Origin of the sequence: Halorubrum salipaludis, assembly GCF_002286985.1 — an archaeon.
Classification (GTDB): domain Archaea; phylum Halobacteriota; class Halobacteria; order Halobacteriales; family Haloferacaceae; genus Halorubrum; species Halorubrum salipaludis.
Genome location: NZ_NSKC01000016.1, coordinates 11879 through 34878, shown reverse-complemented (window position 1 = coordinate 34878; position 23000 = coordinate 11879). Strand labels below are relative to the sequence as shown.

The following is a 23000-nucleotide window of genomic DNA, read 5'->3' as shown; positions in this document are numbered from 1 at the left end:
GCTCTCGTCGGAACCGCGTCGGAGGCGATCTCATCGGTCGAGGAGCCGTCGCAGTCGCCGGCGAACGATGTCGGCCGGCCACGAGCTCGTCGTCGTCTCGCGCGCGACGCCGAACGTCTCGACGGTCCGGCGGACCGTCGCGTCGGACGCGCCGCGCTGCTCCGCGAGGAACGCGTACGCCGCGATCTGGAGCTCGTACCGGCGTCGGGTCTCGCGGGTCGGCTCGGCCAGGGCGATCTTCACGTCGGTCACGAACCGGTCCCCGTCCGGGTACTCGACGACGAAGTCCGCCCGGCCGTGGATTTCGACCTCGAGGTCGCCGACCTCGGCCAGGCCGTCCAGCGGGCGTTCGACGGCGACCGCGGTCGCCGGGTCCGCGATCCGGTCCCACAGGTCGGAGTCGAGAAAGTCGCCGAGAACGGTCTCGAAGAACGCGAACATCCCCTCGCGTTCGGCCTCGCCGACGCGTTTCGGGAGCGCGGTCACGGCCTCGTCGAACGCCGCGCGTACCTGCGGTCCCGTCGTCCGGATCGCCCGCTCGTCGACGCCGCGAGCGACCAGCTCCGTGAGCGCGTCGTGGAGACACGTCCCCACCGACTCGGGGCCGAGCCGGTCGAATCGGAGCGGGAGGTCGTCGTCGACATCGTTCGCCGTCGTGTGCAGCGGCTCGTTCAGCAGGTGGGCGAGCGCGTACCGGTCCGCGTCCTCCGTCAGCGGGTACATCGTGCTGGGGCTCAGGAACCGGGGGATCCACGGGTCGAGCCGGTCGCGGCGCGGCGGGGAGACGGCGACGCGGTCGCGCCCGGTTTGAGGCGCTGGGTCGTCGCGGCCGGCAAACAGGTCCACGTCGTTGACGCCGATCTCGATCGCGTCTCGGTTCGGGTCTCGGTCCTGGCCCGCGTCGAGCCGCAGCTCGTAGGAGTCGCCGCCGTCGCGGGGGAACGCCAGCCCGTCGCGGAGCGCGTCGAGCCACCGGTCCCGCGGCCGGTCCTCGCCCCCGTCCGAGCGCGGAAGGGGCACGACGAGGTGGTCCCGGGCCCGCGTCAGCGCCACGTACAGCAGCCGCCACGCCTCGGCGCGCTCGTTCTCTGCCACGCGGCGGAGCCGCTCCGGGCCGACGAGGGCGTCGCGACCGGCGGACTCGGCGGACCCGGCAAGGGAATCGGCAACCGAGTCCCGCCAGCGGGCCGTCACCCAGCGGAGCCCGGCGTCGCGGCCCCAGCCGTCCCCGGCGCCGTACAGCCCGCCGTCGAACGGCGGGACGGCGATGTCCTCGGGCACGTCCGTGTCCGTCGGCGGGGCGAGCCCTGCGATCTCCCCCTGCGCGACGAATCGCCGAGTGTGGGGCCCGCGCGCCCAGACCTCGAAGGCGGGGTCGGCGACGACGACCACGTCGTCCTGGTCCCCCTTGGCCCGGTGAACCGTGCGGAACTCGACGTCGTAGTCGGCGCCGGCCGCGCTCGGCTGCGCCGGGCCGACGCTCGGGTCCTCGCGAAACGGCTCCGCGAGGTCGACCAGCTCGGCGGGTGAGAGACGGGCGTCACCCTCCCACTCGGCGACCGTCTCGACGAGCGCGTCCACGTTCGCGACCCGCTGGGCCGGCTCCGTCTCGTCGACGCACCCGTTGGGGTCGGCCCGCAGCGCGAGCGCCTCGATCACGTCCTCGACGTACGCGCTCGCCGGAAGCCGGTCGACGGCGTCGCGCCGGTCGCGGAGCCGGACGAGCCCGCGGACGACCCGTCGCTGCGCGTCCGAGAGGTCGGCCGAGTCGTCGTCGAGCGCCCGATCGAGGTCCCACGAGCCCGCCTCGAACGGGGCCGAGTCGAAGGTGCCGCTCAGCGGTGACTCGGTGAGTAGTTCCGCCGTGCGCTCCGGGGATCCGGGCGCGATCAGCCACTCGCAGACGGCGAGCACAGCCTCGACCGCGGGGGAGTCGAATAACGCGTCGGTCGCGGTGCGGACGCGGAGCTCCTCGGCGGCGAACGCCGCCTCGTACTCGGGCATCCGCGTCCCGCGGCGGAACAGCACCGTGACGCCGAGCGGGTCGCCGTCGGCGTCGCGGAAGGTCCCGTCGGCGAGTCCCCGCGAGACGTGGGTCGCGAGCACGTTCGCCTCCCCGGTCGCTCCGTCGGGATCCGCCCACGTCGCGGAGCCGGGACGGCCGACGCCGGCGAACGACGAGACGTGGACCGCGGGGGAATCGCCGTCGAAGTCAGCGTCGCCGTCGAGATCACGAGCCCCCTCGCGGGCCGCGTCCAACCGCGGGTACGAGGCGTCGAGGTCGCCGAGCCCCCCGCGGGCCGGGTCGGTGAACACCGGTTCCGCGATCGCGTTGATCCCCGCGGCGACATCGGGTGCGCACCGGTACGTGGCCGTCGCCGTCCGGTTCTCGTGAACGTCCCAGTCCACGCCGAGGTAGGTCCCCTCGGTCGTCGCGGCGGCGAACCACCGCGGGTCGGCGTGGCGCCACAGGTAGATGCCCTGACGCACGTCGCCGCAGGCGAACACGCGCGAGTCGTCGGTCACGACGTGGGAGAGTGCGGCGTGCTGGACGGCCGAGACGTCCTGCGCCTCGTCGATGACTAGGCTCCGGATCCGCGACCGGTACGTCCGGAGCACCCGGTCGCGGTGCGTGGCGTCGACCGCGCGGAGCGGATCCGGAACGTCCGGCCGCTCCTCCGGGTCGGCGAAGTACGCGTCCACGAGGTACGCCACGTCGGTGTGCGAGACGACGCCGCGCTCGCGGACCGCCTCGCGGTAACGAGCCCGATACGCCGAGAGGACGGCACAGAAGTCGTCGATGCGCGCGTCCCACGCGTCGTACAGCTCGCGGTCGGCGGCGAGCAGGCGCTCCCGGTCCGAGCCGGTCACCGCCTCGCGGACGCGGTCGGCGGCGCCCCCGTCTCTGGAGTCCTCGCCCTCGACGCTCTCGCTCTCGCCCTCGACGAACCGCGCGACCGACCGCGCGATGTCGTCGAACGAGTCGGGTTTCCCGTCGGGGTACACGGAGTCGCGCGTCCGCGTCAGCGCCGACCGGAACGCCTCGGTCGAGAGGCGTCGGTCGCGGCAGTACCGCAGCGCGTCCGCGAGCATCTCCTCGACGCCGGCGTCGTACTCGCCGTCGGGGTACGCGTCTTCCAGGCGGCGGAGCCGCCGGGCGTGGTCCGACTCGCCGCGGAGCGACTCGTAGCAGTCGCGGTGGACGCGCCGCAGGAGCGCGTCGTTCCCGACCGACGGCACCTCGTCGAAGCCGATGTCGGCGGCGAACTCCCGGAATATCCCGCGCAGGAACCCGTCTATCGTGCCCGCGTAGGGCGCCTGTCGCACGCGCTGCTGGAGGTATCGCAGCTCCGCCTCGCTGACCTCGGCCGCGGCGGGGACGAGGTCTCCCTCGACGATCGCCCGCAGCCGGTCGCAGATCGCCGGGACGATCTCGGCCGCCTCGTCGCGGTTGAACGAGACGACCGCGACGTGTTGCTCGGGGGTCCGATCCCCGGCCGCGTAGCGGCGGAGGAGGTCCTCGGCGGCGACGTGGTGGGCGACGACCGACTTGCCGGCGCCCGGAACGCAGTCGAGGGTGAACAGCCCGGCGTCGGACGCGACGTACGCGTCCCGGATCTCCCGCTGTGCGCCTCGTAGCCTGAGGGGGCCGTCGTCGCCGTCCTCGCCGTCATCAGCCATCGTCCCCCTCCGTGTCCCCGTCGACGATCGCCCGAAGTTCCGGCGGAAGCTCCGGATCCGTTCCGACCAGTCGCCGCCGGGACTCCTCGGAGACCCGCCGCGTCTCGACGTGGTCGAGCAGGGGGGACCGCGCTACGTCGTCGCCGCTCGGGGTCCGGGTGTGACGGGTGACGACGACGCAGTCCCCCGCCGTCCGGAGCGCGTCGACGAACTGGTCGCGGTCGCGGCCGCCGACCCACGCCGGCTGCGGCGCGAGCGCTCCCGTCGGGCCCTCGCCCCGGAGGACGGCCTCTCGGAACTCCGGGGGAAGCGCGGACTGCGACGGCCGCGGCCACTCCTCGGCCGTCAGCCCGACCGCGATCACGTACGGGACGTCGAGCGCCCAGAGATCGTTCGCCTCGAAGATGTCGAGCGCGCGGGCGTTCGAGTGCTCCCGCCGACCGGGCCGCTGCGTGGCGATGACGCGGGCGAGGTCGGCGGCGTCGGCCCACGAGCGCTCCAGCGTCCCCTCCGCGAGGCGGTCAGCGAACTTGTGGCGCAGCTGTCGGACGAGGGTGCGGACCCGCACGACAGCCCGCGCGTCGGTCTCGGTGTCGAGCAGCGCCGGCGAGTCGGCGGCCTTCGTCTCCGGGAGCCCGCGGTCGGCGTACCCCTCGATCGCCTCGCCGAGCACCGAGGCGACCGACGCCGGCTCCGGCTCCGGGGCGGCGTCGAGCCACCCGACGAACCGGCGGAACCGGTCGTCGACCCCGGCGCTCGAATCGATCGCCTCGGTCCACTCGGAAACCGGCCGCGCGCCCTCCGGGAGGGCCTCCCGAGCCCGGTGGACCGCCGCGGGTTCGATCGGCCACGCCGCGGACCCCGGATCGGCGGCGGAGGCGGCGGCCGGGGACCACCGGAGTTCGAGTGGGCGGAGGAGCGTCTCGCGGTCGACGGCGTCTCCGGCCAGCGCCTCGCACACCGACTCGACGAGGGCGTACGGCCGGGTTCGAGTCACGCGGAGCTGCGTCCAGAACACGGGCGCGATCTCGTGCTGGATCGCCGCCCGGAACAGCGGCTCCTCGTAGGAGTCGAGGTCCCGGACCGCGACCGCGACATCCCGGACCGGAACGCCTCGGTCCCGGAGCCCGGCCGCCGCCGCCATCGCACTGCGGGCCTCGTCGCGGCGGGTCGGGGAGGCGACCTCGATCACTGGTACGTCGGGCGCGTCGATCGTCGCCGAGAGCGCGAGCCGGTCGGCGCCCGTCATTCGGATGCCTCCGTGCCGGAGAGCGCCTCCGCTTCCGAGAGCGCCACCGTCCCGGGATCGTCGACGGCGAGGAGGTCCGGGACCCGGCGCCGGAGATACTCCCCGGTCCCCGCTCGGAAGTGGACGTGGACCTCGACGGGAGTGGCGGTCAACAGCGCGTTGACGAGGTCGGTGTGCGGGGCCGACAAACTGGAGAGCCCGAGGAGCGTGAGCCGCTCCGCGTTCGGGTGCGCCTCCGCCCACGCCGCCCCGTCCGTCGCGGCGATCGACCGCGTCGCGCGGCGCAGGAGCGCCGTCTCGGAGACGGCCTTCGCGGTCCGGTCCCGCAGCTCGCGCTCGACCGCGAGCGCGGCGTCGAGGAGCTCCCTCGCTTCGTCGTCGATCGGATCGTCGACCTCTCCCGCCGTCTTTCTCCACGCCGCGATCCGCTCCGGGTGGAAGTTGGTGATCGCCTCCGCCTCGGTCCGGATCTGCTCGACGCGCTGCGGATCGCGAGACGACGGCCCCGTCGGGAGGGAAAGGCCGGCCGGCGGGTCGTCCGGCGAGTCGGCCGGCTCGTCCCCGAGCATCGACCGGATCAGCGCGAGCCGATCGACGCGGTCCACGGCCGCGGTCGGGCGGCCCGCCGCCTCCAACACGCGGAGACAGATCTCGACTGGGTCCGCGAAGCGGAACGCGTCCGCCGGCAGCCGCGCCTCGCGGAGCCGGCGCTGGACGTTCCGCTGGTGGAGTTCGACCGGAGAGACGACGAGCTCGTTCGGGTGCGAGCGGGTTCGGGCCCGCTCGAACAGCCGTTCTTCGTCGCCGACGTGAAGCGTCAGCCGGTCCGGGAGTCCGTCGTCGCGTGTGCGCGTTCCTTCCATATCGAGGTCGACGATTCGTTGAGTCCGGGTACTGCGTCCACCTTCGAACCGTTGTCGGTCGCGTGATCGCCGATCCCTGACGCCGTCGACGACGGACCCTCTCACTCGGTGACAGCCGGCGTAGACAGTACGGGAGCGGAAGCGATCGATGACGGGAGTGAGCCGTGCAGAGCCGTGGGTACAACAGGATATTTAAGGAAATGTGAGTGACGGCAACGATCGCTTATAAACGAACAAGTGCAGTGGCGCGTGCCTGCGAGCGGCCGACAGGCCGCGAGTCAGCACGCGCGAGGGACGCGGCGAACGCGAGCGGCGAAGCCGCGAGCCGTGAGCCGCGAGGCTGGGGAGGCGTGAGGTGCGGTGCTATGCTGGCCGGGAGGGACTCAAAGGGGCAGTCGCGAGGCGGGCGCAGGTGACGTAAGGACCGCAAGGAGCGAACGTAGTGAGCGACTGCGGACCGCAGCGAGCGTGCGCCCGCCTCGCGACTGGGGCTTTGGAACCGTCCGTGTCGATCAGCTGTTTATAAACAACATCGTACAGCCGAGCGACTGAGGGGTTGGAAGTGCTCGCCGCAACGCTACTGACTGGTTATAAGGACCCGACAGCAACGCCACCCGGATACTTATAAACGCCCGAACCACCGCCTCGGTATCCCTACTCCCGCCGTTGATCAAGACCCGGCTTTCCGGTAGAACCCGATTTCACTGATCGGGACGGAACGACGGACCTCAGCGGACTACTCGTCGCTGTCGGCGGCGTCGAGATAGGTGATCGCGCCGCCGAGCAGCGCGAGGTTTTTCAGGAAGTTGATCTTGTTGTCGTGGCGCTCTTTCCCTTCCATCGTCCAGAAGTCGTGGATCGCGGGGGTGGTGCCGAGGAAGAACGTGACGAGCGCGCCGGCCGATACTCGGGGCAACTTCCAGAACACGACGCCGAGGTTGGCGACGAACAGCATCCCGGTAACGAACGGGACGAGCAGGTCCGGCATCGGCACGCCCTTCTCTTCGGCCACCTCGACCCGCTTGTCGTTGTTCTTGAACCCGTCCACCGCCATGTACGCGAGCACCCCGCCGTACAGCGCGCGGCCGATCGCCGACGGCGGATCGCCGCCCGCGGTCGCGTCGGCGGCCGACTCGGGCTCGTCGGCCGACTCCACGTCGCTCACGCCGACACCACCTCGATGCCGTCGGGATTCGCGGCGAGCCCGCCCCGGTACGATTCGCTATCCGTTCCGTCTAAGAGTATCATACACCCGTACGTGTGCCCGAGGTGGCTAAAGTTTTACCGGACCGTAAAACGCCTGTCGTCCGATTCGCCCGCGGATCGCGGCTCAGATCGGCGGGCCTACAGGTCGATCCCGGCCTCGTCGATCAGGCGCTCGCCGGAGGCGACGAACCGGTCGAACTCCTCGCGGACCTTCGGGTTCGTCAGTTCGCCGTCGCGCTTGACGACCTCGCCGTCGACGAGGACGGTGTCGATGTGCGAGGTGTCGGTCTGGAACACGACGGTCTCGACCGGCGAGTGCGAGGGGGCCGTCAGGAAGTCGTCCGCGTCGAAGCAGACGAGGTCGGCGCGCTTCCCGGGAGTGATCGTCCCGATCTCGTCTGCCAGTCCGAGCGCCTTCGCGCCCTCGATAGTGGCCATTTCGAGGGTGTCGCGCGCGGCGATGCTCACCTCGGTGACCTCCTCGTGGCCCTCTAAGACGGCCTGGTTGTCGAACATGCGCTGGAGCTGCATCCCGATCCGCATCTGGCTCCCCATGTCACCGCTGACGTTCGAGCAGACGTCGACGCCCCACGACGGGCGACCGCCCGCCTCGAGCACCTTCCCGGTGACGGGGATGCCGTGGCCCATCTGCATCTCGACCTCCGGCGTCGACGAGAAGGAGACCCCCTGCTCGACGGCGTGGTCGATGTCCTCCTGTGAGAAGTGGTTGCCGTGGGCGACGTTGACGTCGGGGCCGAGTTCGTATTCGAGACAGCCGAAGCCCTGGTAGTCGCCGCCGTACTCCGAGGACGGCCACAGCGCGGCGCCCATGTGGATCGTCGAGAGCGCCCCCAGATCGCGCGCCAGCTCCAGGTCGGCCAGGGCGGTCTCGTCGGTACAGAAGTCCGGGCCGCGGAGGCCGAGCGCGAGGCTGAGCAGGTCGTCGTCGCGGATCTTCCCCTCGTGGAGTGCGCGAATGTTCTCCTCGGGGAGCCCCACGTCGCTCTCGTACCACCACTTCGCCGAGTCGTCGCCCGGCGGCCCGTAGGTGTACACCGCACGCAGTCCGGCGTCTTTCAGCGCGTCGACGGCGCGTTCGCCGTGTTCGAGCGTGTTGGGGTACGACCAGTCCAGGGCCGTGGTGGTCCCCGTGTGGAGCTTCTCGAAGGCGCCGAAGAGGCCGCCGAGGTACATGTCCTCGGGCCGGTAGAGCCCGGTGATGTTGCCGAGCATGTGGTCGAAGTACTCGTTCATCAGCGACCAGTCGCCGGCGATGCCCCGGACCTGCGTCTGCGCGAGGTGAATGTGCGAGTCGACGAAGCCGGGGACGACGATCTGGCCGGACGCGTCGATGACCTCGGCGTTCTCGGTCGAGAGCCCGTGACCGACCTCGACGATCTCTCCGTCCTCGATCAGCACGTCCGCCTCCTCCAGATCGCCGATGTCGGGGTCGAGAGAGAGAACCGTCCCGTCCTGTATGATCTTTCGTGTCATGCGTGACTGTACTGTTTGACCATGAGGTTAAAAATTTACTGCATGGTAAAGTCGGGTCCGGAGGGATCGCTTATGTACCTCACCGCCGGAGGGGACCGTATGAGCGAATCCCGCGAGACGGTCTCCTCCAAGGACACCGAGGAGGTGATCATGGAGGCCACGTTCCGTGCGCTGAGCAAGCACGGGTACACGGACCTCCGGATGCGCGACATCGGCGAGGAGATGGACCTGACGCGGCAGGTGATCCACTACCACTTCGACGGCAAGTACGACCTGCTGTCCGCGTTCCTGGAGTACGTCATCGATCAGTACGAGGGGAGCGTGGAAGTGGACGAGACCGACGACCCCCGCGCCGAGCTCGACGCCCGGATCGACCAGTGTCTCTTCGGCCCCGAGTTCGAGGAGTTCGGCCACTGGGAGCGCATGAAGGTGTACCACGAGCTGTACACGCACGCGCAAAACGACGGTGACCACCGGGAGATCTTCGACGAGCACTACGACCGCGTCCGCGGGAGCATCGTCGACGTCGTCGAGGACGGGATCGAACAGGGGGTGTTCGAACCCGTCGACGCCGAGCGGATGGGACAGCTCATCACCGACGTCATCCACGCCGCCCGGGGCCGCCGGATGGCATTGGGGCACACGGACGCACCGGAGGAGGCCCGCGCGGCGATCGACGACTTCGTCCTCAGCTCGCTGTACGCCGACGACTGACGGCCTCCGATCGAAACGCCGGCCGCCGGGACCGTCCCCTACGAGAGCTGTTCGCCGACCAGCCGGTCCGCCTCGGCGAGGAACGCGTCGCGCTCGCCGACCGGGATCGTCGCGCCCGCGGCCACGTCGTGGCCGCCGCCGTCGCCGCCGACCGCCTGACTCGCCTCTCGCATCACCGCCGAGAGGTCGAGACCCCGCCGCACGAGGGCGTGGGATCCCCGCGAGGACACCTTCAGTTCCTCCGCGCTCTCCTCGGCGAACGCGATCACGGGCTTCGAGCGGTCGACCGCCGGCGAGCCGATCGCCATCCCGGCGACGATGCCGACGATCGTCTCGCGGATCCGCGAGCCGGCGTCGAACCACTGGAGGTGCTCCTCGTCGGTGACGCCCTCGGTTTTCACCCACTGGAGCCCCTCGGAGAGGTTCTTCCGGTGGTTGCGGAGGAGCCGGCGCGCCTCCGCGAGCGCGTCGCCGCGGTCGCCGAGACACACCGCCAGTCCCACGTCCGCCCGCTCGTACCGGGCGGTGGCGTTGAGGAGGGTGGAGAACTCGCTCACGTCCCGCAGCTCGGTGCCGGGCTCCTCGTCGACGAGGGTGTAGGAGGTGCCGACCAGCGCCTCGATCCGGTCGGCGGGAACGCCGGAGGCGACCGCGCGGCGCATCAGCGCGGACGCGAGGACCTGTCGCTCCTCGCCGTCGAGGTCGACCCAGCGCCGCCACTCCCCGTCGCGTTTCACGTCGATGTCGAGGTCGGACAGAAAGGAGATCGCGCCCGCCTCGTCGTTCGAGACGCCCGGGATCTTCACGTCGGAGGCATACTCCAACAGCTTCGGCAGAGGCCGGGTCTGTCTGCCGTACAGGTCGAGGTCCGTCCGCGTCTCGATGACGCCGGCGTCGACGCCGTCGGCGACGACCGCCTCGTTGGCGCCGACGAGCCCGCCGTCGGAGTCCTGCATGTCGCCGACGGCGCCGACGACCGCCAGCGCGGCGAGGTCGCGGTTGTCGCCGTCCGACCCCTCCAGCGCGCGGGCGAGGACGTAGCTCGCGCCCGCTCCGGACAGCTCGCTCGCCCCGTTTATCCCCTCCAGCAGTGGGTTGAGGTGGAACTCCGTCTCGCGGTCGGCCGGCTGGTGGTGGTCGGCGATCACGGGGACGAAGTCGCCCCGGTCCTCGTGCTCGCCGATCACGTCGAGCTGACCGGAGCCGAAGTCGGTGAACAGCACCACGTCGAACTCGCGGGCCGCGATCCCGGCGATCGACTCGGCGTCGAGCTGTTTCTCGAAGACGACCTCGTGGTCGATCCCGGCCCGTTCGAGCGCCGTCGACGCGATCGCGCCGCTGGTGAGTCCGTCGGCGTCGATGTGGGACGCGAGCAGCACGCGGTCCGCGGCGCGGAGCCGGTCGGCGCAGGCGCTCGCGCGCGCGGCGAGTTCCGGCACGGGGGGATCGGCGACAGCCATTACCGAGCGTTGGCTCGCGATCGGGGATAAACTCACGCTTCGGTCGGCCAGGGACGACGGCGTCCGGGTCGCCATCGCCGCTTCGACACAGGCAGGGGCATCACTTGCCGTAACTGACGGTTATAGATATTTGTAGATATATGCACTACACACATGACACGTGGGTTCAACACCCGGAGTCTCCACGCCGGCGCCGCGGCCGACCCGGCGACCGGGTCGCGCGCGACCCCGATCCACCAGACGACCTCCTTCGTCTTCGACGACGCGGACACGGCGGCGGAGATGTACGCGCTCCGGGCGGAGGGCCACATCTACTCCCGGCTCTCCAACCCGACCGTGAGCGTCTTAGAGGACCGCATCGCCGACCTGTCGGGCGGCTCCGACGCCGTCGCGACCGGCTCGGGGATGGCCGCCCTCGACGCGATCGCCACCGTGCTCGCGAGCGCGGGCGACAACGTCGTCGCCAGCTCCGAGATGTACGGCGGGACGGCCGCGTACCTCACGAGCATCGCGAGCCGCCGCGGGGTCGAGGCGCGGCTCGTCGACACGCTCGACTACGAGGCGTACGCGGACGTGATCGACGAGGACACCGCGTTCGTCCACGTCGAGACGGTCGCGAACCCCTCGCTCGTCACGCCCGACTTCGAGCGGCTCGCGGAGATCGCTCACGAGCACGCGGTCCCGCTCGTGGTCGACAACACGTTCGCGACCCCCTACCTCTGCCGGCCGTTCGAACACGGCGCGGACATCGTCTGGGAGTCGACGACGAAGTGGATCACGGGCAACGGCACCACCGTCGGTGGCGTCGTCGTCGACGGCGGGCGGTTCCCGTGGGACCACCCCGACGCCGACTACGACGAGCTCGACGGTCAGTCGCCGGCCTATCCGATCGACTTCGTCGAGCAGTTCGGCGACGCCGCCTTCGCCAACGTCGCCCGCCAGCGCGGGGTGCGACCGACCGGCGGCCAGCAGTCCCCCTTCGACGCGTGGCAGACGATCCAGGGGCTCAACACGCTCCCGCTCCGGATGGAGCGCCACTGCGAGAACGCCCGGGCCGTCGCCGAGTTCCTCCGGGACGACGACCGCGTCGACTGGGTGGCGTACCCCGGCTTCGAGGACCACCAGAGCCACGACAACGCCGCCGAGTACCTCGACGGCTACGGCGGCATGGTCACGTTCGGCGTCGACGGCGGCTTCGAGGCCGCCAAGACGTTCTGCGAGGCGGTCGACCTGACGAGCTTCCTCGCGAACATCGGCGACGCGAAGACGCTGGTCATCCACCCGGCCTCGACCACCCACGCGCAGATGGACGAGACCCAACAGCGCCTCGCCGGCGTCTACCCGGAGATGCTCCGGCTCTCCGTCGGTATCGAGGACGCCGCCGACGTGATAGCCGACCTCGATCGGGGGCTCGCGGCCGGCGAGCGCGCCGCGGACGAGTCCGGCGGGAGCGGCCCCGCCGCGAGCGCCTCCGACGCGACCGACCCGGGGGTGTGACGCCGTGAGCACCGTCCCGGCGGACCACGGCGTCGCCTCGCTCGGCGAGTTCGTCTTCGAGTGCGGCCAGTCGGTCCCGGACCTGGAGGTCGCCTACGAGACCCACGGCGAGTTCGACGGCGACAACGTGGTGTTGGTGTGTCACGCCCTCACCGGCAGCCAGAACGTCGCTCGGTCCCCCGAGCCCGAGCGCGAGGAAGGGACCCGCGGCGCCGGGCAGGCCGGGCAGGCCCGCGCGTGGTGGGACGACATCGTCGGGCCGGGGAAGGCGATCGACACCACCGAGTACTACGTCGTCTGCGCGAACGTCCCCGGCTCCTGTTACGGCACCACGGGCCCGGCGAGCGAGCGCCCCGCCGACCTCGATCACCCCGACGCCCCCGACCACGACCGGTGGGGGACCGCGTTCCCGCCGGTGCAGGTCGAGGACTGGGCGCGCGCGCAGCGCCGCCTGCTGGACCACCTCGGCGTGGGGCGGCTCCGCGCCGTCGTCGGCGGGAGCGTCGGCGGGATGAACGCCTTGGAGTGGGCGAAGCGCTACCCGGACGACGTCGACCGCGTGGTCGCCATCGCGACGGCCGGCCGCCTCGACGCGCAGTGTCTGGCGCTCGACGCGGTCGCCCGGCGGGCGATCCGCGCGGACCCGAACTGGAACGGGGGGAACTACTACGGCGAGGGGCGCCCCGGCCCCGACGAGGGGCTCGCCCTGGCCCGTCAGATCGGCCACATCATGTACCTCTCGAAGGCGTCGATGGAGCGCAAGTTCGGGCGGCGCTCGGCGGGCCGCGACTCGCTGACCCGCGAGGAGGGCGACCTCGGGCTTCCGCCGGAGCCGACGGCGGCCTTCTTCCCGTACCGGGAGGTGGAGTCGTACCTCGACTACCAGGCGGAGGGGTTCAGCGACCGGTTCGACGCGAACAGCTACCTCTACCTCACGCGCGCGATGGACGAGTACGACCTCTCCGCGGGCCACGGCACCGACGCCGACGCGCTCGCGGCCTTCGAGGGCGAGGCGCTCCTGTTGAGCTTCACCGCCGACTGGCACTTCACCGTCGAGCAGTCGTCGTCGCTCGCCGACGCGTTCCGCGCCGGCGACGCGCCGGTCGCGCACCACGTGATCGACTCCGACCACGGCCACGACGCGTTCCTCGTCGAACCCGAGCACGTCGGCCCGCCGCTCCGCGACTTCCTCGCGGAGGGCACCGCCGGCCGCGCGGTCTCCGACGGCGGGGGCGGGGGCGACGAGTCCGCCCGACCCGAACCCGACCACGCGCCGGTCCACGCGAGCCTGTTTCGGGGGTGACCCGTCGGCTGTTCGAGGATTGACCGTCGGCTTTCCGCCGAAGGCACTCCCACTCTCCGTCTCGGAAACGCCGCGATCGTTCTCCAAAATTTATCACGATCGACCATGAGAACGTTCATGGTACGCGCTCGCGTGGTGTGAGAGGTATGCCCGGCGGACACTCCCAGACGCTCCGACCGTTCCTGTGGCGCGCCGAACGACTGTATCCGGACACCGAGATCGTCTCCCGGACTCACGAGGGACGCACGCGACACACCTATTCAGAGTACGCCGACCGCACGGCCCGGCTCGCGAACGCCTTAGCGGAGCACGGGATCGAGCGCGGCGACCGGGTCGCGACGTTCTGCTGGAACCACACCCGGCACTTCGAGACGTACTTCGGCGTCCCGAACACCGGCGCGCAGCTCCACACGATCAACCCGCTCCTGCCGGACGAGCACATCCGGTACATCGTCGACGACGCCGACGACGAAATCGTCTTCGTCGACCCGTCGCTGGCGCCGAAACTCGCCGGCGCCGCCGAGGGGGCCGCGGAGTTCGAGGGCGTCGACTTCGTCGTCATGGGCTCCGAGGAGATCGACGCGCTCGACGCGACCCCCTACGAGGAGTTCGTCGCGGGACAGCCGACCGACTACGACTGGCCCGACCTCAACGGCGACCGGCCCGCCGGACTCTGTTACACCTCCGGCACGACGGGGAAGCCGAAGGGCGTCGAGTACACCCACTCGATGCTGTGGAGCCACACGATGGCCTCCCAGACGCCCCAGGGGATCCCGATGGAGGACTCCGACGTGATCATGCCCGTCGTCCCCATGTTCCACGTGAACGCGTGGGGGATGCCGTTCACCGCGACCGCGGCGGGCGCGAAACACGTCTACCCCGGGCCATCGCCGGAGCCGGCCGACCTCGCCGCCCTCATCGAGGAGGAGGGCGTGACGGTCTCCGCGGGCGTGCCGACGGTGTGGCTCGGCCTGCGCGAGTACATCGAGGAGGGGAACGACGTGGACCTCTCGACGCTCGACACCGTCATCGTCGGCGGCGCGGCCGCGCCGCAGGCGCTGATCGAGTGGTACGACGACCGCGGCGTCGAGGTGCTCCACGCGTGGGGGATGACCGAGCTGTCGCCGATCGGCACCGTCTCGCACCTCAAGAGCGACCTTCGGGACGCCGACTACGAGACGCAGGTGAACAAGCGGGCGAAACAGGGGCTCGTCGCCCCCGGACTGGAGTTCGAGGTGATCGACGAGAACGGCGAGGAAGTGCCGTGGAACGGCGAGGACTTCGGTGAGCTCCGCGTCCGCGGCCCGTGGGTCACGAAGGAGTACTTCAAGCGCCCGGAGGCCAACGAGGGGGAGTTCGTCGACGGCTGGCTGAAGACGGGCGACGTGGTCACCGTCGACGAGGACGGCTACATGCAGCTCGTCGACCGGACGAAAGACGTGATCAAATCGGGGGGCGAGTGGATATCCAGCGTCGAGTTGGAGAACGCGATCATGGCCTACGACGGCGTCAGCGAGGCGGCCGTGGTCGGCGTACCCCACGAGCGCTGGCAGGAACGCCCCGTGGCGTTCGTCGTCGTCGCCGAGGGGGTCGACCGCGAGGAACTCGTCGACCGGATCGAGACCGGGCTCCGCGAGGAGTACCCGAAGTGGTGGGTGCCTGACGCGGTGGAGTTCATCGACGAGGTGCCCAAGACCGCCACCGGGAAGTTCTCGAAGAAGGACCTCCGGGAGCGATACGCCGACCAGTCGCTGGTCGAGGGGTCGGTGCCGGAGTCGGACGCGCCAGACGGGGAGTAGGCGCCCGCCGCCGGACCGGCGGCTCAGTCGTCGCGGTCGCCGACGACCCACTTGTGCGAGTAGCTCTCGCCGCAGGTGCAGTGGGCGTACGCGTGGACCACGTCGCCCTCGGCGTAGAGGCCGCCGACCTCGTCGTTTTGCGCCTCCGCGAACGCGAAGACGAACCGGACCGCGTGCTCGTCGTCGGGGGCCTCCTCGGCGAAGGGACAGGCCCCGCCGTCGAGGGTGCGGGCGATCTCGCCCTCCGCGCCCATCGCCGTCTTCGCGAACTCCATGGCGCCCATGCCCGTGCCGGCCTCGAACGCGGACCGACCCGTCTCGCCGTCGAGGATCAGCCGGACGCCGCCGTCCGTCTCGGTGCCGACGTTGCGGAGCCGGGAGTCGTCGTCGAGGTACGCGTCGCTCAGGTAGAAGACCACGTCGTCGAGCCGCTCGCCCGCGAGGAACTCGTCGAGGTTGCTCATGCCGGCCCGAGGCGCGTGAGCGGTAAAAGGCGTGCGAGTCGGCTCCGGGGTGAGTCGACGGCCAACCGATGCCGACGCGGCTGGAATCGGGGTAAGTGTTAATACGTACCACTGAGATCCGTCGCGTGATGAGTGCGCAGACCCCATCCGGAGACCGGCTCGCCGAGTGGGCGGAGCTGGTCGACGAGGACGTGCCGGAGGAGCTCCGAGAGGAGTGTTCCGGCGAGCGATAACTTTCACCCCGCTTCGCGAAGGCTTTAGGCCGGTGCCGGCCAAGGGCCGCCGATGGCGACCGAGGCCGCCGGTATCGACAGACCCCTGCTCGTCGACGACTTCCTCCAGGAGCGTCGCTACCAGCTCCAGCTGGCGGACGCCGCCGCCGACGAACACACCCTCGTCTGTCTCCCGACCGGCCTCGGCAAGACGACGGTCAGCCTGCTCGTCACCGCCGAACGGCTCCACGAGGCGGGCGGGAAGGCCCTCTTTCTGGCCCCTACCAAGCCCCTCGTTCAGCAGCACGCGGATTTCTACCGCGAGGCGCTGGAGATTCCGGACGACGAGATCGTCGTGTTCACCGGCGACGTGAAGCCGGACGACCGCGCCGCGCTGTGGGACGACGCCCGGATCGTGATCGCGACCCCGCAGGTCGTCGAGAACGACCTCGTCGGCAACCGGATCTCGCTGCGCGACGTGACGCACTGCACCTTCGACGAGTGCCACCGCGCGACCGGCGACTACGCGTACGTGTACATCGCGGAGCGCTACCACGCCGACGCGGCCGACCCGCTCGTCACGGGGATGTCCGCCTCGCCGGGCGGCGACACCGAGGAGATCGAGACGGTCTGTGAGAACCTCGGGCTGGTCAACGTCGAGGTGATGACCGAGGAGGACGCCGACGTCGACGAGTACACCCACGACACCGACGTGCAGTGGGAGCAGGTCACCCTCCCCGACGAGGTGCTGGCGATCCGCGACGCGCTCAACGAGGTGATCACCGACCGGCTGGAGAAGCTGAAGTCGCTGGGCGTGACGAACACGACGAACCCCGACCTCTCGCAGAAGGACCTCAACAAGATGCGGGGGCAGCTGAAACAGATGATGGACAACGACCAGTCGGAGGGGTACAAGGGGATGAGCACCCACGCCGAGGTGATGAAGCTCCGGCGCGCGACCGAGCTGGTCGAGACCCAGTCGGTCGAGTCCGTCCGGCGCTACTTCGAGCGCCAGCGCGAGGCGGCCAGGTCGTCGGGCGCGTCGAAGGCGAGCCAGCGGATGGTCGCGGACCCCAAAGTCCGAGAGGCGATGCGGAAGGCGGAGTCGTTCGACGGGCTCCACCCGAAGTTCTCGAAGGCCCGGATCCTGCTGGCGGAGACCCTCGGAATCAACGAGGGCGAGCGCGCCATCCTGTTCACGGAGTCGCGCGACACCGCGGAGGCGCTCGTGGAGTTCCTCTCGGCCAGCTTCGACGTGCGCAAGTTCGTCGGGCAGGGCGACAAGGACGGCTCCGACGGGATGACGCAGAAACAGCAGCAGGAAACGCTCGACGAGTTCAAGGCCGGCGAGTTCGAGGTGCTCGTCTCCACGAGCGTCGCCGAGGAGGGGCTCGACGTGCCCGAGGTCGACCTCGTCTGTTTCTACGAGCCCGTCCCGACCGCGATCCGCTCGATCCAGCGTAAGGGGCGGACCGGCCGGCAGGCCGAGGGGAAGGTGGTCGTCCTGATGGCCGAGGACACCCGCGACGAGGCGTTCTTCTGGATCTCGCGGCGCCGCGAGAAGAAGATGGCCAGCCAGCTCGCCGAGCTGAAGGAGGCCACCGACGACATCGAGGAGACCGTCGGCAACGACGGGCAGGCGGGACTCGACGCGTTCTCGGGGGGATCTTCGGGGAAGGGTTCCGAGCCGGAAGCCGACGATGGCGCGGGCGAACGCGTCGACAGCGACGACGATGTCGATGACGGCGAGAACGCCGACGCCGGACTCACCGACTTCGCCGAGGAAGCGCGAGCCGGCGAGGAGGGCGCCGGCGAGAGCAAGGCGACCGACGGGGAGGAGGCGACCGAGGAGGGTGCGAGAGCCGACGACGACGCCGTCGTCGCCACCGCCGGCGTCGACAAGGGCGTCGAGGTCGTCGTCGACCAGCGCGAGCTCGACTCCTCGATCGCGAAGGACCTCTCGACGCGCGACGGGCTCGTCACCCGGCTGGAGACGCTCGCGGTCGGCGACTACGTCCTCTCCGACCGGGTCGCGGTCGAGCGCAAGTCGGCGGCGGACTTCGTCGACTCGATGCTCGACTCGGACCGGTCGATGTTCGAGCAGATCGGCGAGCTCTCGCGGGCGTACGCCCGTCCCGTGATGGTCGTCGAGGGGACGAACCTCTACGGCCAGCGCGACATCGACCCCAACGCGATCCGCGGCGCGCTCGCGTCGCTCGCGGTCGACTTCGACGTGAGCGTCCTCCGGACCGAGGGCGAAGACGACACCACCGAGCTGCTCGCGACGATCGCCAAGCGCGAGCAGGAGACGCGCGACCGCGAGGTGAGCGTCCACGGCGAGAAGACGACGAAGACCCGCGCGGAACAGCAGGAGTACGTCGTCTCCTCCATCGCCGACATCGGGCCGGTCACGGCGCGCACCCTTCTCGAACACTTCGGCACCGTGGAGGCGGTGATGACCGCGCCCGAGGACGACTTGCTGGAGGTCGACGGCGTGGGCCCGGTGACCGCCGAGCGCATCCGCGAGGTCGTCGGGAGCGAGTACGAGTGACGCGCCGCTGCGGCCGACTCGCCGCACGGCCCGACTACTCGACCCCGCTCACCAGCGTCACGACCCACTGCCCGAGGTCGTACTCCGATCTGACCTCCACGCGCGTCACCCACTTCACCCACTGGAAGCCGCGGCGGTCGGGGGCGACGAGCCGGGCGGGCGCGCCGTGGCCGTGCGAGAGCCGCTCGCCGCCGACGTGCGTCGCGAGCAGCGCGTCCCGGGCCTCGTCGATCGGCAGGCTCCATCGGTAGCCGGTGACCGAGGTGAACCGGACGTAGGCGGGGTCGCGGTCGGTCGGGCCGGCGTCGATGCCCGCTCCGGACTCGACGCCGCCGGCCGCGTCCAACAAGTCGCCGACCCGGATCCCGCCCCACTCTTGGACCGTGTACCAGCCGCTGGTGCAGTCGAGCAGGGCCTCCGTCTCGTGGCCCGCCGCGAGCTCGGCGGCGGTCAGCTCGACGGGGTCGCGCACGAGCCCTCCGACCCGCAGCCGGTAGTCGTCGCGGTCGATCGGGTCGGGGTCGTCGGCGACCCACGAGGTGATCGGGAAGGCGGCGTTCCCCTCGCCCCCTCGCGGCTGCGAGCCGGTGAACCGCCGGTCGGCGCCGGCGGTGTCGAGGGCGTCGTTGACCCCCTGTTGGAGCCGGTACGCCGCGCCGCCGGCGGCCAGCAGGACCGTGTACCGGAGCGCGGTCCGGCGGCGCTCGAAGTCGACGCGGCGCGGGAGCCGGAACCGGGTCGTCGCGTGCGCGGCCACGAGCGGGACCAGGGCGAGCCCGAAGCCGACGTGGACGGAGAGCAGGGTCCAGTAGGAGATGCGCACGTCGAGCCCGAACACCCACGCGATCCCGGTCGCGAGCGCACCCAGCGCGGCGAGGAGCGTGAGGACGGAGAGCGCGGTCGACCGCCGCCAGCGACCGGGATCGGTGAGCTGGCGGCGGACCCGCGCGAGCTTCCACGCGAGCAGCGTGACGATCCCGACGCCGAGCGCTCGATGGAGCCAGAAGAGGGGCCACCCCTCGGGAACCCCCACGGTGAAGGAGACGAGCCCCGTCGCGGCCTCCGCGACGACGAACGCGAACAGCGACCAGTCGACCGCTCGCGGCGGCGGCTCGAAGCGGTCGAGGGCGGCGCGGAGGCGGTCTCCGAGTGCTGGTCGCGTCCCCATCTCGACCGTGCTACGTGCTAGCGAGACAAAAGCGTCGTCACGGTTCGTCGCTCGGCGCTACAGCTCGTAGGTTTCCCCGTCGACCGCGAGCGGCTCCTCGAACGCCTCGTCGGGCGGGTAGTAGTGCGCGAGGTGGACGAGCCGGGTGCGGTCCGCGCCGAGCTCGTCGGCGAGCGCGAGCGCGCCCTCGCGGGTCATGTGCTTCGTGCCGAACGTGCGCGGAACGCCGTCGGGCCCCTCGTGGCGCCCGCCGATCGGGTGGTGATCGCAGAGCGACGCGGGGACGATGGCGTCGGCGAGCAGGAGGTCGGGATCGGACAGCGCCTCCCGGGAGCGCTCCGGCACGTCGTAGCTCGTGTCTCCCGTGAGCGACAGTTTGCCGCCCGTCTCCGGGTCCTCGATGACGACGCCGTAACACAGGAGCGGCGGGTGGTCGACGGGGACGAACCGGACCCGTAGCCCGCACGTCTCGAAGGGCTCGAACGGGTCGCGGGAGTGGACGCCGATCCGGTCTTCGAGGTAGTCGTACTTGTCGCGGATCGTCTCGGCGACGCTCTCGTCGGTCGCGGGGTCGGTCTCCGACGGGGCGTGGACCGGGAGCCCGTCGACCAGCCGGTAGACGTTGCCGAGTCCGTCGAGGTGATCGAAGTGGATGTGCGTCACGAGCCCGGCGTCCGGCAGCGACACGTCGTTGTCGAGGAACTGGCTCCGGAAGTCGGGGCTGAAGTCGACGAGCAGCGACTCGCCCGTGCGCTCGTTCGCGACGTGGACCGAGAACCGCGAGCGCGACACCCCGCGCTCGCGCGCCGCGGCGCAGGTGTCGCAGTCGCAGCCGACCGTCGGCGTCCCGGTGGTGTCGCCGGTGCCGAGGAGGGTGACCCGCATCTCGGTTCGAGGTCGACGGCCCACCGACTTAGCGTCCGCGGTCACCCCCGGACTCTGGCGGCGTCCTCCTCGCGCCCCGATTTATAAGCCCGTCAGGCGCGACGCCCCGGTATGCACGACGCTCGCGATCTCGTCCTCGCGCGGCTCCCGTCGGGGGTCCCGGTCCGCACGACCGTCCACGTCTACGGCGAGGGCCGTCTCGTCGACGGGCCGGACGGCCCCGAACTCGACGCGCCCGCCGACGGCGGCCCCGTCGTCTACGCGCAGGCGGCCCAACACGGCCGGGAGGTGAACGGGACCGCGGTGCTCCGCCGACTCCACGAGCGGCTCACGGGATCCGGCGGTGACGCAACCGATGTGGGGCCCGAAGGGGACCTCGGCGACGGCGGTCTCGCGGGCACCCTCGTGACGGTTCCCGTCGCCGACCCGCTCACCTTCGACCGCGTCTCGTACACCACGCCGGAGTCGCTCGACGCGATCCACTCGAACATGAACCGCTGCTGGCCCGGCGACGCCGACGGGACCCTCCACGAGCGGATGGCGGCCCGGCTGTGGCGGTTCGCGGGCGCGGCGGACGCGGTCGTCGACCTCCACACCGGGTCGCCCGCGATGCTCACCCACACGGTGTACATGCGCGACGACGCGGCCTGCCGGGGGCTCGCGGAGGCGTTCGGCACCGACCTCCTGCTCGCGGAGGCCGCGGGCGAGGAGGCGGACGCGGAGTGGGCGGAGCGCGGCTTCGCGGGAAAGCTCCGGGTCGCCGCCACCCGCGAGGGGATCCCGACGGTCACCCCCGAGCTCGCGCACAGCCGCGAGGTCGTCCCGGAGGCGGTCGACGCCGGCGTCGACGGAATGGTCGGCGTGCTCCGGCACGAGGGGCTCCTGCCGGGCGAGCCGGCGCCGTGGAGCGGGACGGTCGCGCGGAACCACCTCGGGCGCGTCGAGGCCGCGGACTCCGGACTGTTCACGCCGGAGCGCGGGCTGTCGGTCGGCGACGAGGTCGCGGCGGGCGACCGGCTCGGCGTCGTCCACGACCCGACCACCTTCGAGCCGCTCCAGACCGCCGCGGCCGACCGCGACGGGATCGTCTACTCGATCGCCCGCGAGGCGACCGTCACCGCGGGCGCGACGCTCGTGGGGGTGGCAGAGCGGCTGGAGGAGTGACACGCGGCTGGGGGAGTGACACGCGACTGAAGGAGACACCCGGCGGACCGCGGCGGCGCCCGCGCTACGGCTGTCGCACTCGGATCGTCCCCGTCGCGTCGACGGTGACGAACAGCCGGTCGCGCACCTCGCGGCCGTGGACCGCGTCGCCGGCGCGCTCGCCGATCGTCTTCATCAGGTCGGGCGCGGTCTGGTTCACCTTCACGCCGGCCTCGTCGCAGGCGTCGTACACGCGCTTCGGCGCGTCGTAGAGGTCGGTCCCGGCCTCGATCTCGACGCGGACCGGGGCGGCGAGCGCCTCCGCGAACGCGACCGTCTCGCGGGCGCTCGCCACGTTGTCGCGGGCGCTGGCCTCGACGCTGGAGACGTTCGCGCGCGACGTGCCCAGCCGGTCAGCGATGTCGGACTGCCGGAGCCCCCGCTCGCGGAGGGCGAGCACCTCGGCCTGCCGGCGGGTGAGGACGCTCTCGTCCGCGTCGAACCCCGCGCGCTCCAACAGCGCGTCGGCGTCGACGTCGTCGGGGTCGGGCTCGGAATCGGAATCGGAATTGGAATCGGATCCAGGGCCCCCGTCGTCTGCGACCATACGTGTCGTCAGGAGGTGCGCGCTCAAAAAACGGAGGTTTCGGCGACGGTCGGAGCCGAGCGGAGCGAAACGGAGCGGGCGAAGCGACGAGGCCGAAGCGAGGAAAGCGAAACGGGGAGAGCGGACGGCGTCGGCGGCGGATCGGTAGCGTCCGGACTGTCCGTGGGGTGGGGCCGCCCCCGGGACGCGACCTACTTGCCCCAGAAGTTCTCGCGGCTGCCGAGCCGCTCGCGGTCGGGGCGGTCGCGGCGCCGGTCGCCCTCGCCGTCCTCGTCGTCCTCGTCGTCTTCGCCGCCTTCCCCGTCGGAGCCGCCGGCGTCGTCGCCGTCGTCGTCCGCTTCTTCCTCCGGATCGTCGGGGAGGCGCTCGACGACGTCCTGCGCGGTCGCGTGGCTCGACTTCACCCGGTGGATCCGCACCTCCGCGCGCGCCGGCGGGAGTAGGCCGTCGACGAGGACGATGAACCCGTCGTCGGTGCGACCGACGCCGGCGCCGCTCTCGTGGATGTCGTCGACCTCGACGACGACCTCCTCGCCGGGCTGGACCGGCTGCTGTTTCAGCTCGTAGATGGGCATGTCGTAGTGGTTACACCACTCCGCGCCGCCCTTGTTGCCGTAGTGTTGACACCCCATCCCCTCGATTCGTTCGTCGAAACTGGGGCAGTCGTCGGCGAGTGGACAGTCCGCCATACCGTAGGGGAGACC

The 23000-nt window shown here is 71.1% G+C and carries 17 protein-coding genes; 6 read left to right on the top strand and 11 right to left on the bottom strand.

Features of this window, described 5'->3' with window-relative positions; genetic code table 11:
* Positions 1–30: 30 nt before the first annotated feature.
* The 5 genes from CK500_RS16185 to CK500_RS16165 all read right to left on the bottom strand — a co-directional run bounded on the left by CK500_RS16185 (position 31) and on the right by CK500_RS16165 (position 8493).
* On the bottom strand, positions 31–3681 hold the full coding sequence (locus CK500_RS16185; RefSeq protein WP_095638219.1) for a UvrD-helicase domain-containing protein: 3651 nt from the start codon (positions 3679–3681) through the stop codon (positions 31–33).
* Positions 3674–4930 (bottom strand): PD-(D/E)XK nuclease family protein, encoded by a 1257-nt coding sequence (locus tag CK500_RS16180; RefSeq protein WP_095638218.1) that lies wholly within the window; start codon positions 4928–4930, stop codon positions 3674–3676. Before CK500_RS16180 ends, CK500_RS16185 begins: the two co-directional genes overlap by 8 nt.
* A complete protein-coding gene (locus CK500_RS17510; protein ID WP_198951601.1) occupies positions 4927–5793 on the bottom strand; it encodes a hypothetical protein in 867 nt (288 codons plus the stop codon). The genes CK500_RS16180 and CK500_RS17510 overlap by 4 nt, the downstream gene beginning before the upstream one ends.
* Before the next feature lie 736 nt (positions 5794–6529).
* Positions 6530–6949 carry a DoxX family protein gene (locus CK500_RS16170; RefSeq protein WP_095638230.1) on the bottom strand — a complete coding sequence of 140 codons (420 nt, stop codon included), beginning with the start codon at positions 6947–6949 and terminating at the stop codon, positions 6530–6532.
* 188 nt (positions 6950–7137) lie between these two features.
* Positions 7138–8493, bottom strand: a complete 1356-nt coding sequence (locus tag CK500_RS16165) for an amidohydrolase family protein (protein WP_095638217.1) — start codon at positions 8491–8493, stop codon at positions 7138–7140.
* A gap of 99 nt (positions 8494–8592) precedes the next feature.
* On the opposite strand from CK500_RS16165, the gene CK500_RS16160 reads away from it, so the two are divergent.
* Entirely contained in the window at positions 8593–9207 is a 615-nt protein-coding gene (locus CK500_RS16160) for a TetR/AcrR family transcriptional regulator (protein ID WP_095638216.1), read from the top strand.
* Positions 9208–9245: 38 nt separating this feature from the next.
* Here CK500_RS16160 and CK500_RS16155 read toward each other — a convergent pair whose 3' ends face one another.
* Positions 9246–10667 (bottom strand): single-stranded-DNA-specific exonuclease RecJ, encoded by a 1422-nt coding sequence (locus CK500_RS16155; RefSeq protein ID WP_095638215.1) that lies wholly within the window; start codon positions 10665–10667, stop codon positions 9246–9248.
* 153 nt (positions 10668–10820) lie between these two features.
* On the opposite strand from CK500_RS16155, the gene CK500_RS16150 reads away from it, so the two are divergent.
* From CK500_RS16150 to CK500_RS16140, 3 genes are all read left to right on the top strand, one after another.
* On the top strand, positions 10821–12164 hold the full coding sequence (locus CK500_RS16150) for an O-acetylhomoserine aminocarboxypropyltransferase/cysteine synthase family protein (protein WP_095638214.1): 1344 nt from the start codon (positions 10821–10823) through the stop codon (positions 12162–12164).
* A 4-nt stretch (positions 12165–12168) separates the two neighbouring features.
* On the top strand, positions 12169–13467 hold the full coding sequence (gene metX / locus CK500_RS16145) for a homoserine O-acetyltransferase MetX (RefSeq protein ID WP_095638213.1): 1299 nt from the start codon (positions 12169–12171) through the stop codon (positions 13465–13467).
* Between the two features lie 146 nt (positions 13468–13613).
* Positions 13614–15266, top strand: a complete 1653-nt coding sequence (locus CK500_RS16140) for a long-chain fatty acid--CoA ligase (protein WP_095638212.1) — start codon at positions 13614–13616, stop codon at positions 15264–15266.
* A gap of 23 nt (positions 15267–15289) precedes the next feature.
* On the opposite strand, the gene CK500_RS16135 is transcribed toward CK500_RS16140, so the two are convergent.
* Positions 15290–15730 carry a DUF5807 family protein gene (locus CK500_RS16135; RefSeq protein ID WP_095638211.1) on the bottom strand — a complete coding sequence of 147 codons (441 nt, stop codon included), beginning with the start codon at positions 15728–15730 and terminating at the stop codon, positions 15290–15292.
* A 285-nt stretch (positions 15731–16015) separates the two neighbouring features.
* On the opposite strand from CK500_RS16135, the gene CK500_RS16130 reads away from it, so the two are divergent.
* Positions 16016–18493, top strand: a complete 2478-nt coding sequence (locus CK500_RS16130; RefSeq protein ID WP_095638210.1) for a DEAD/DEAH box helicase — start codon at positions 16016–16018, stop codon at positions 18491–18493.
* A 34-nt stretch (positions 18494–18527) separates the two neighbouring features.
* Here the strand turns inward: CK500_RS16130 and CK500_RS16125 are convergent, their stop codons facing one another.
* Both CK500_RS16125 and CK500_RS16120 read right to left on the bottom strand, forming a co-directional pair.
* Positions 18528–19661, bottom strand: coding sequence for a molybdopterin-dependent oxidoreductase (locus CK500_RS16125; RefSeq protein WP_095638209.1), 1134 nt, complete (start codon positions 19659–19661; stop codon positions 18528–18530).
* Positions 19662–19718: 57 nt separating this feature from the next.
* Complete coding sequence (locus tag CK500_RS16120) at positions 19719–20546, bottom strand: MBL fold metallo-hydrolase (RefSeq protein ID WP_095638208.1); 828 nt, start codon at positions 20544–20546, stop codon at positions 19719–19721.
* 111 nt (positions 20547–20657) lie between these two features.
* Between CK500_RS16120 and CK500_RS16115 the strand changes: the two genes are divergently transcribed.
* Entirely contained in the window at positions 20658–21710 is a 1053-nt protein-coding gene (locus tag CK500_RS16115) for a succinylglutamate desuccinylase/aspartoacylase family protein (protein ID WP_095638207.1), read from the top strand.
* 64 nt (positions 21711–21774) lie between these two features.
* Here CK500_RS16115 and CK500_RS16110 read toward each other — a convergent pair whose 3' ends face one another.
* Positions 21775–22296 (bottom strand): Tfx family DNA-binding protein, encoded by a 522-nt coding sequence (locus CK500_RS16110; protein ID WP_095638206.1) that lies wholly within the window; start codon positions 22294–22296, stop codon positions 21775–21777.
* A 191-nt stretch (positions 22297–22487) separates the two neighbouring features.
* On the bottom strand, positions 22488–22985 hold the full coding sequence (locus tag CK500_RS16105) for a TRAM domain-containing protein (RefSeq protein ID WP_095638205.1): 498 nt from the start codon (positions 22983–22985) through the stop codon (positions 22488–22490).
* Positions 22986–23000: the final 15 nt, after the last annotated feature.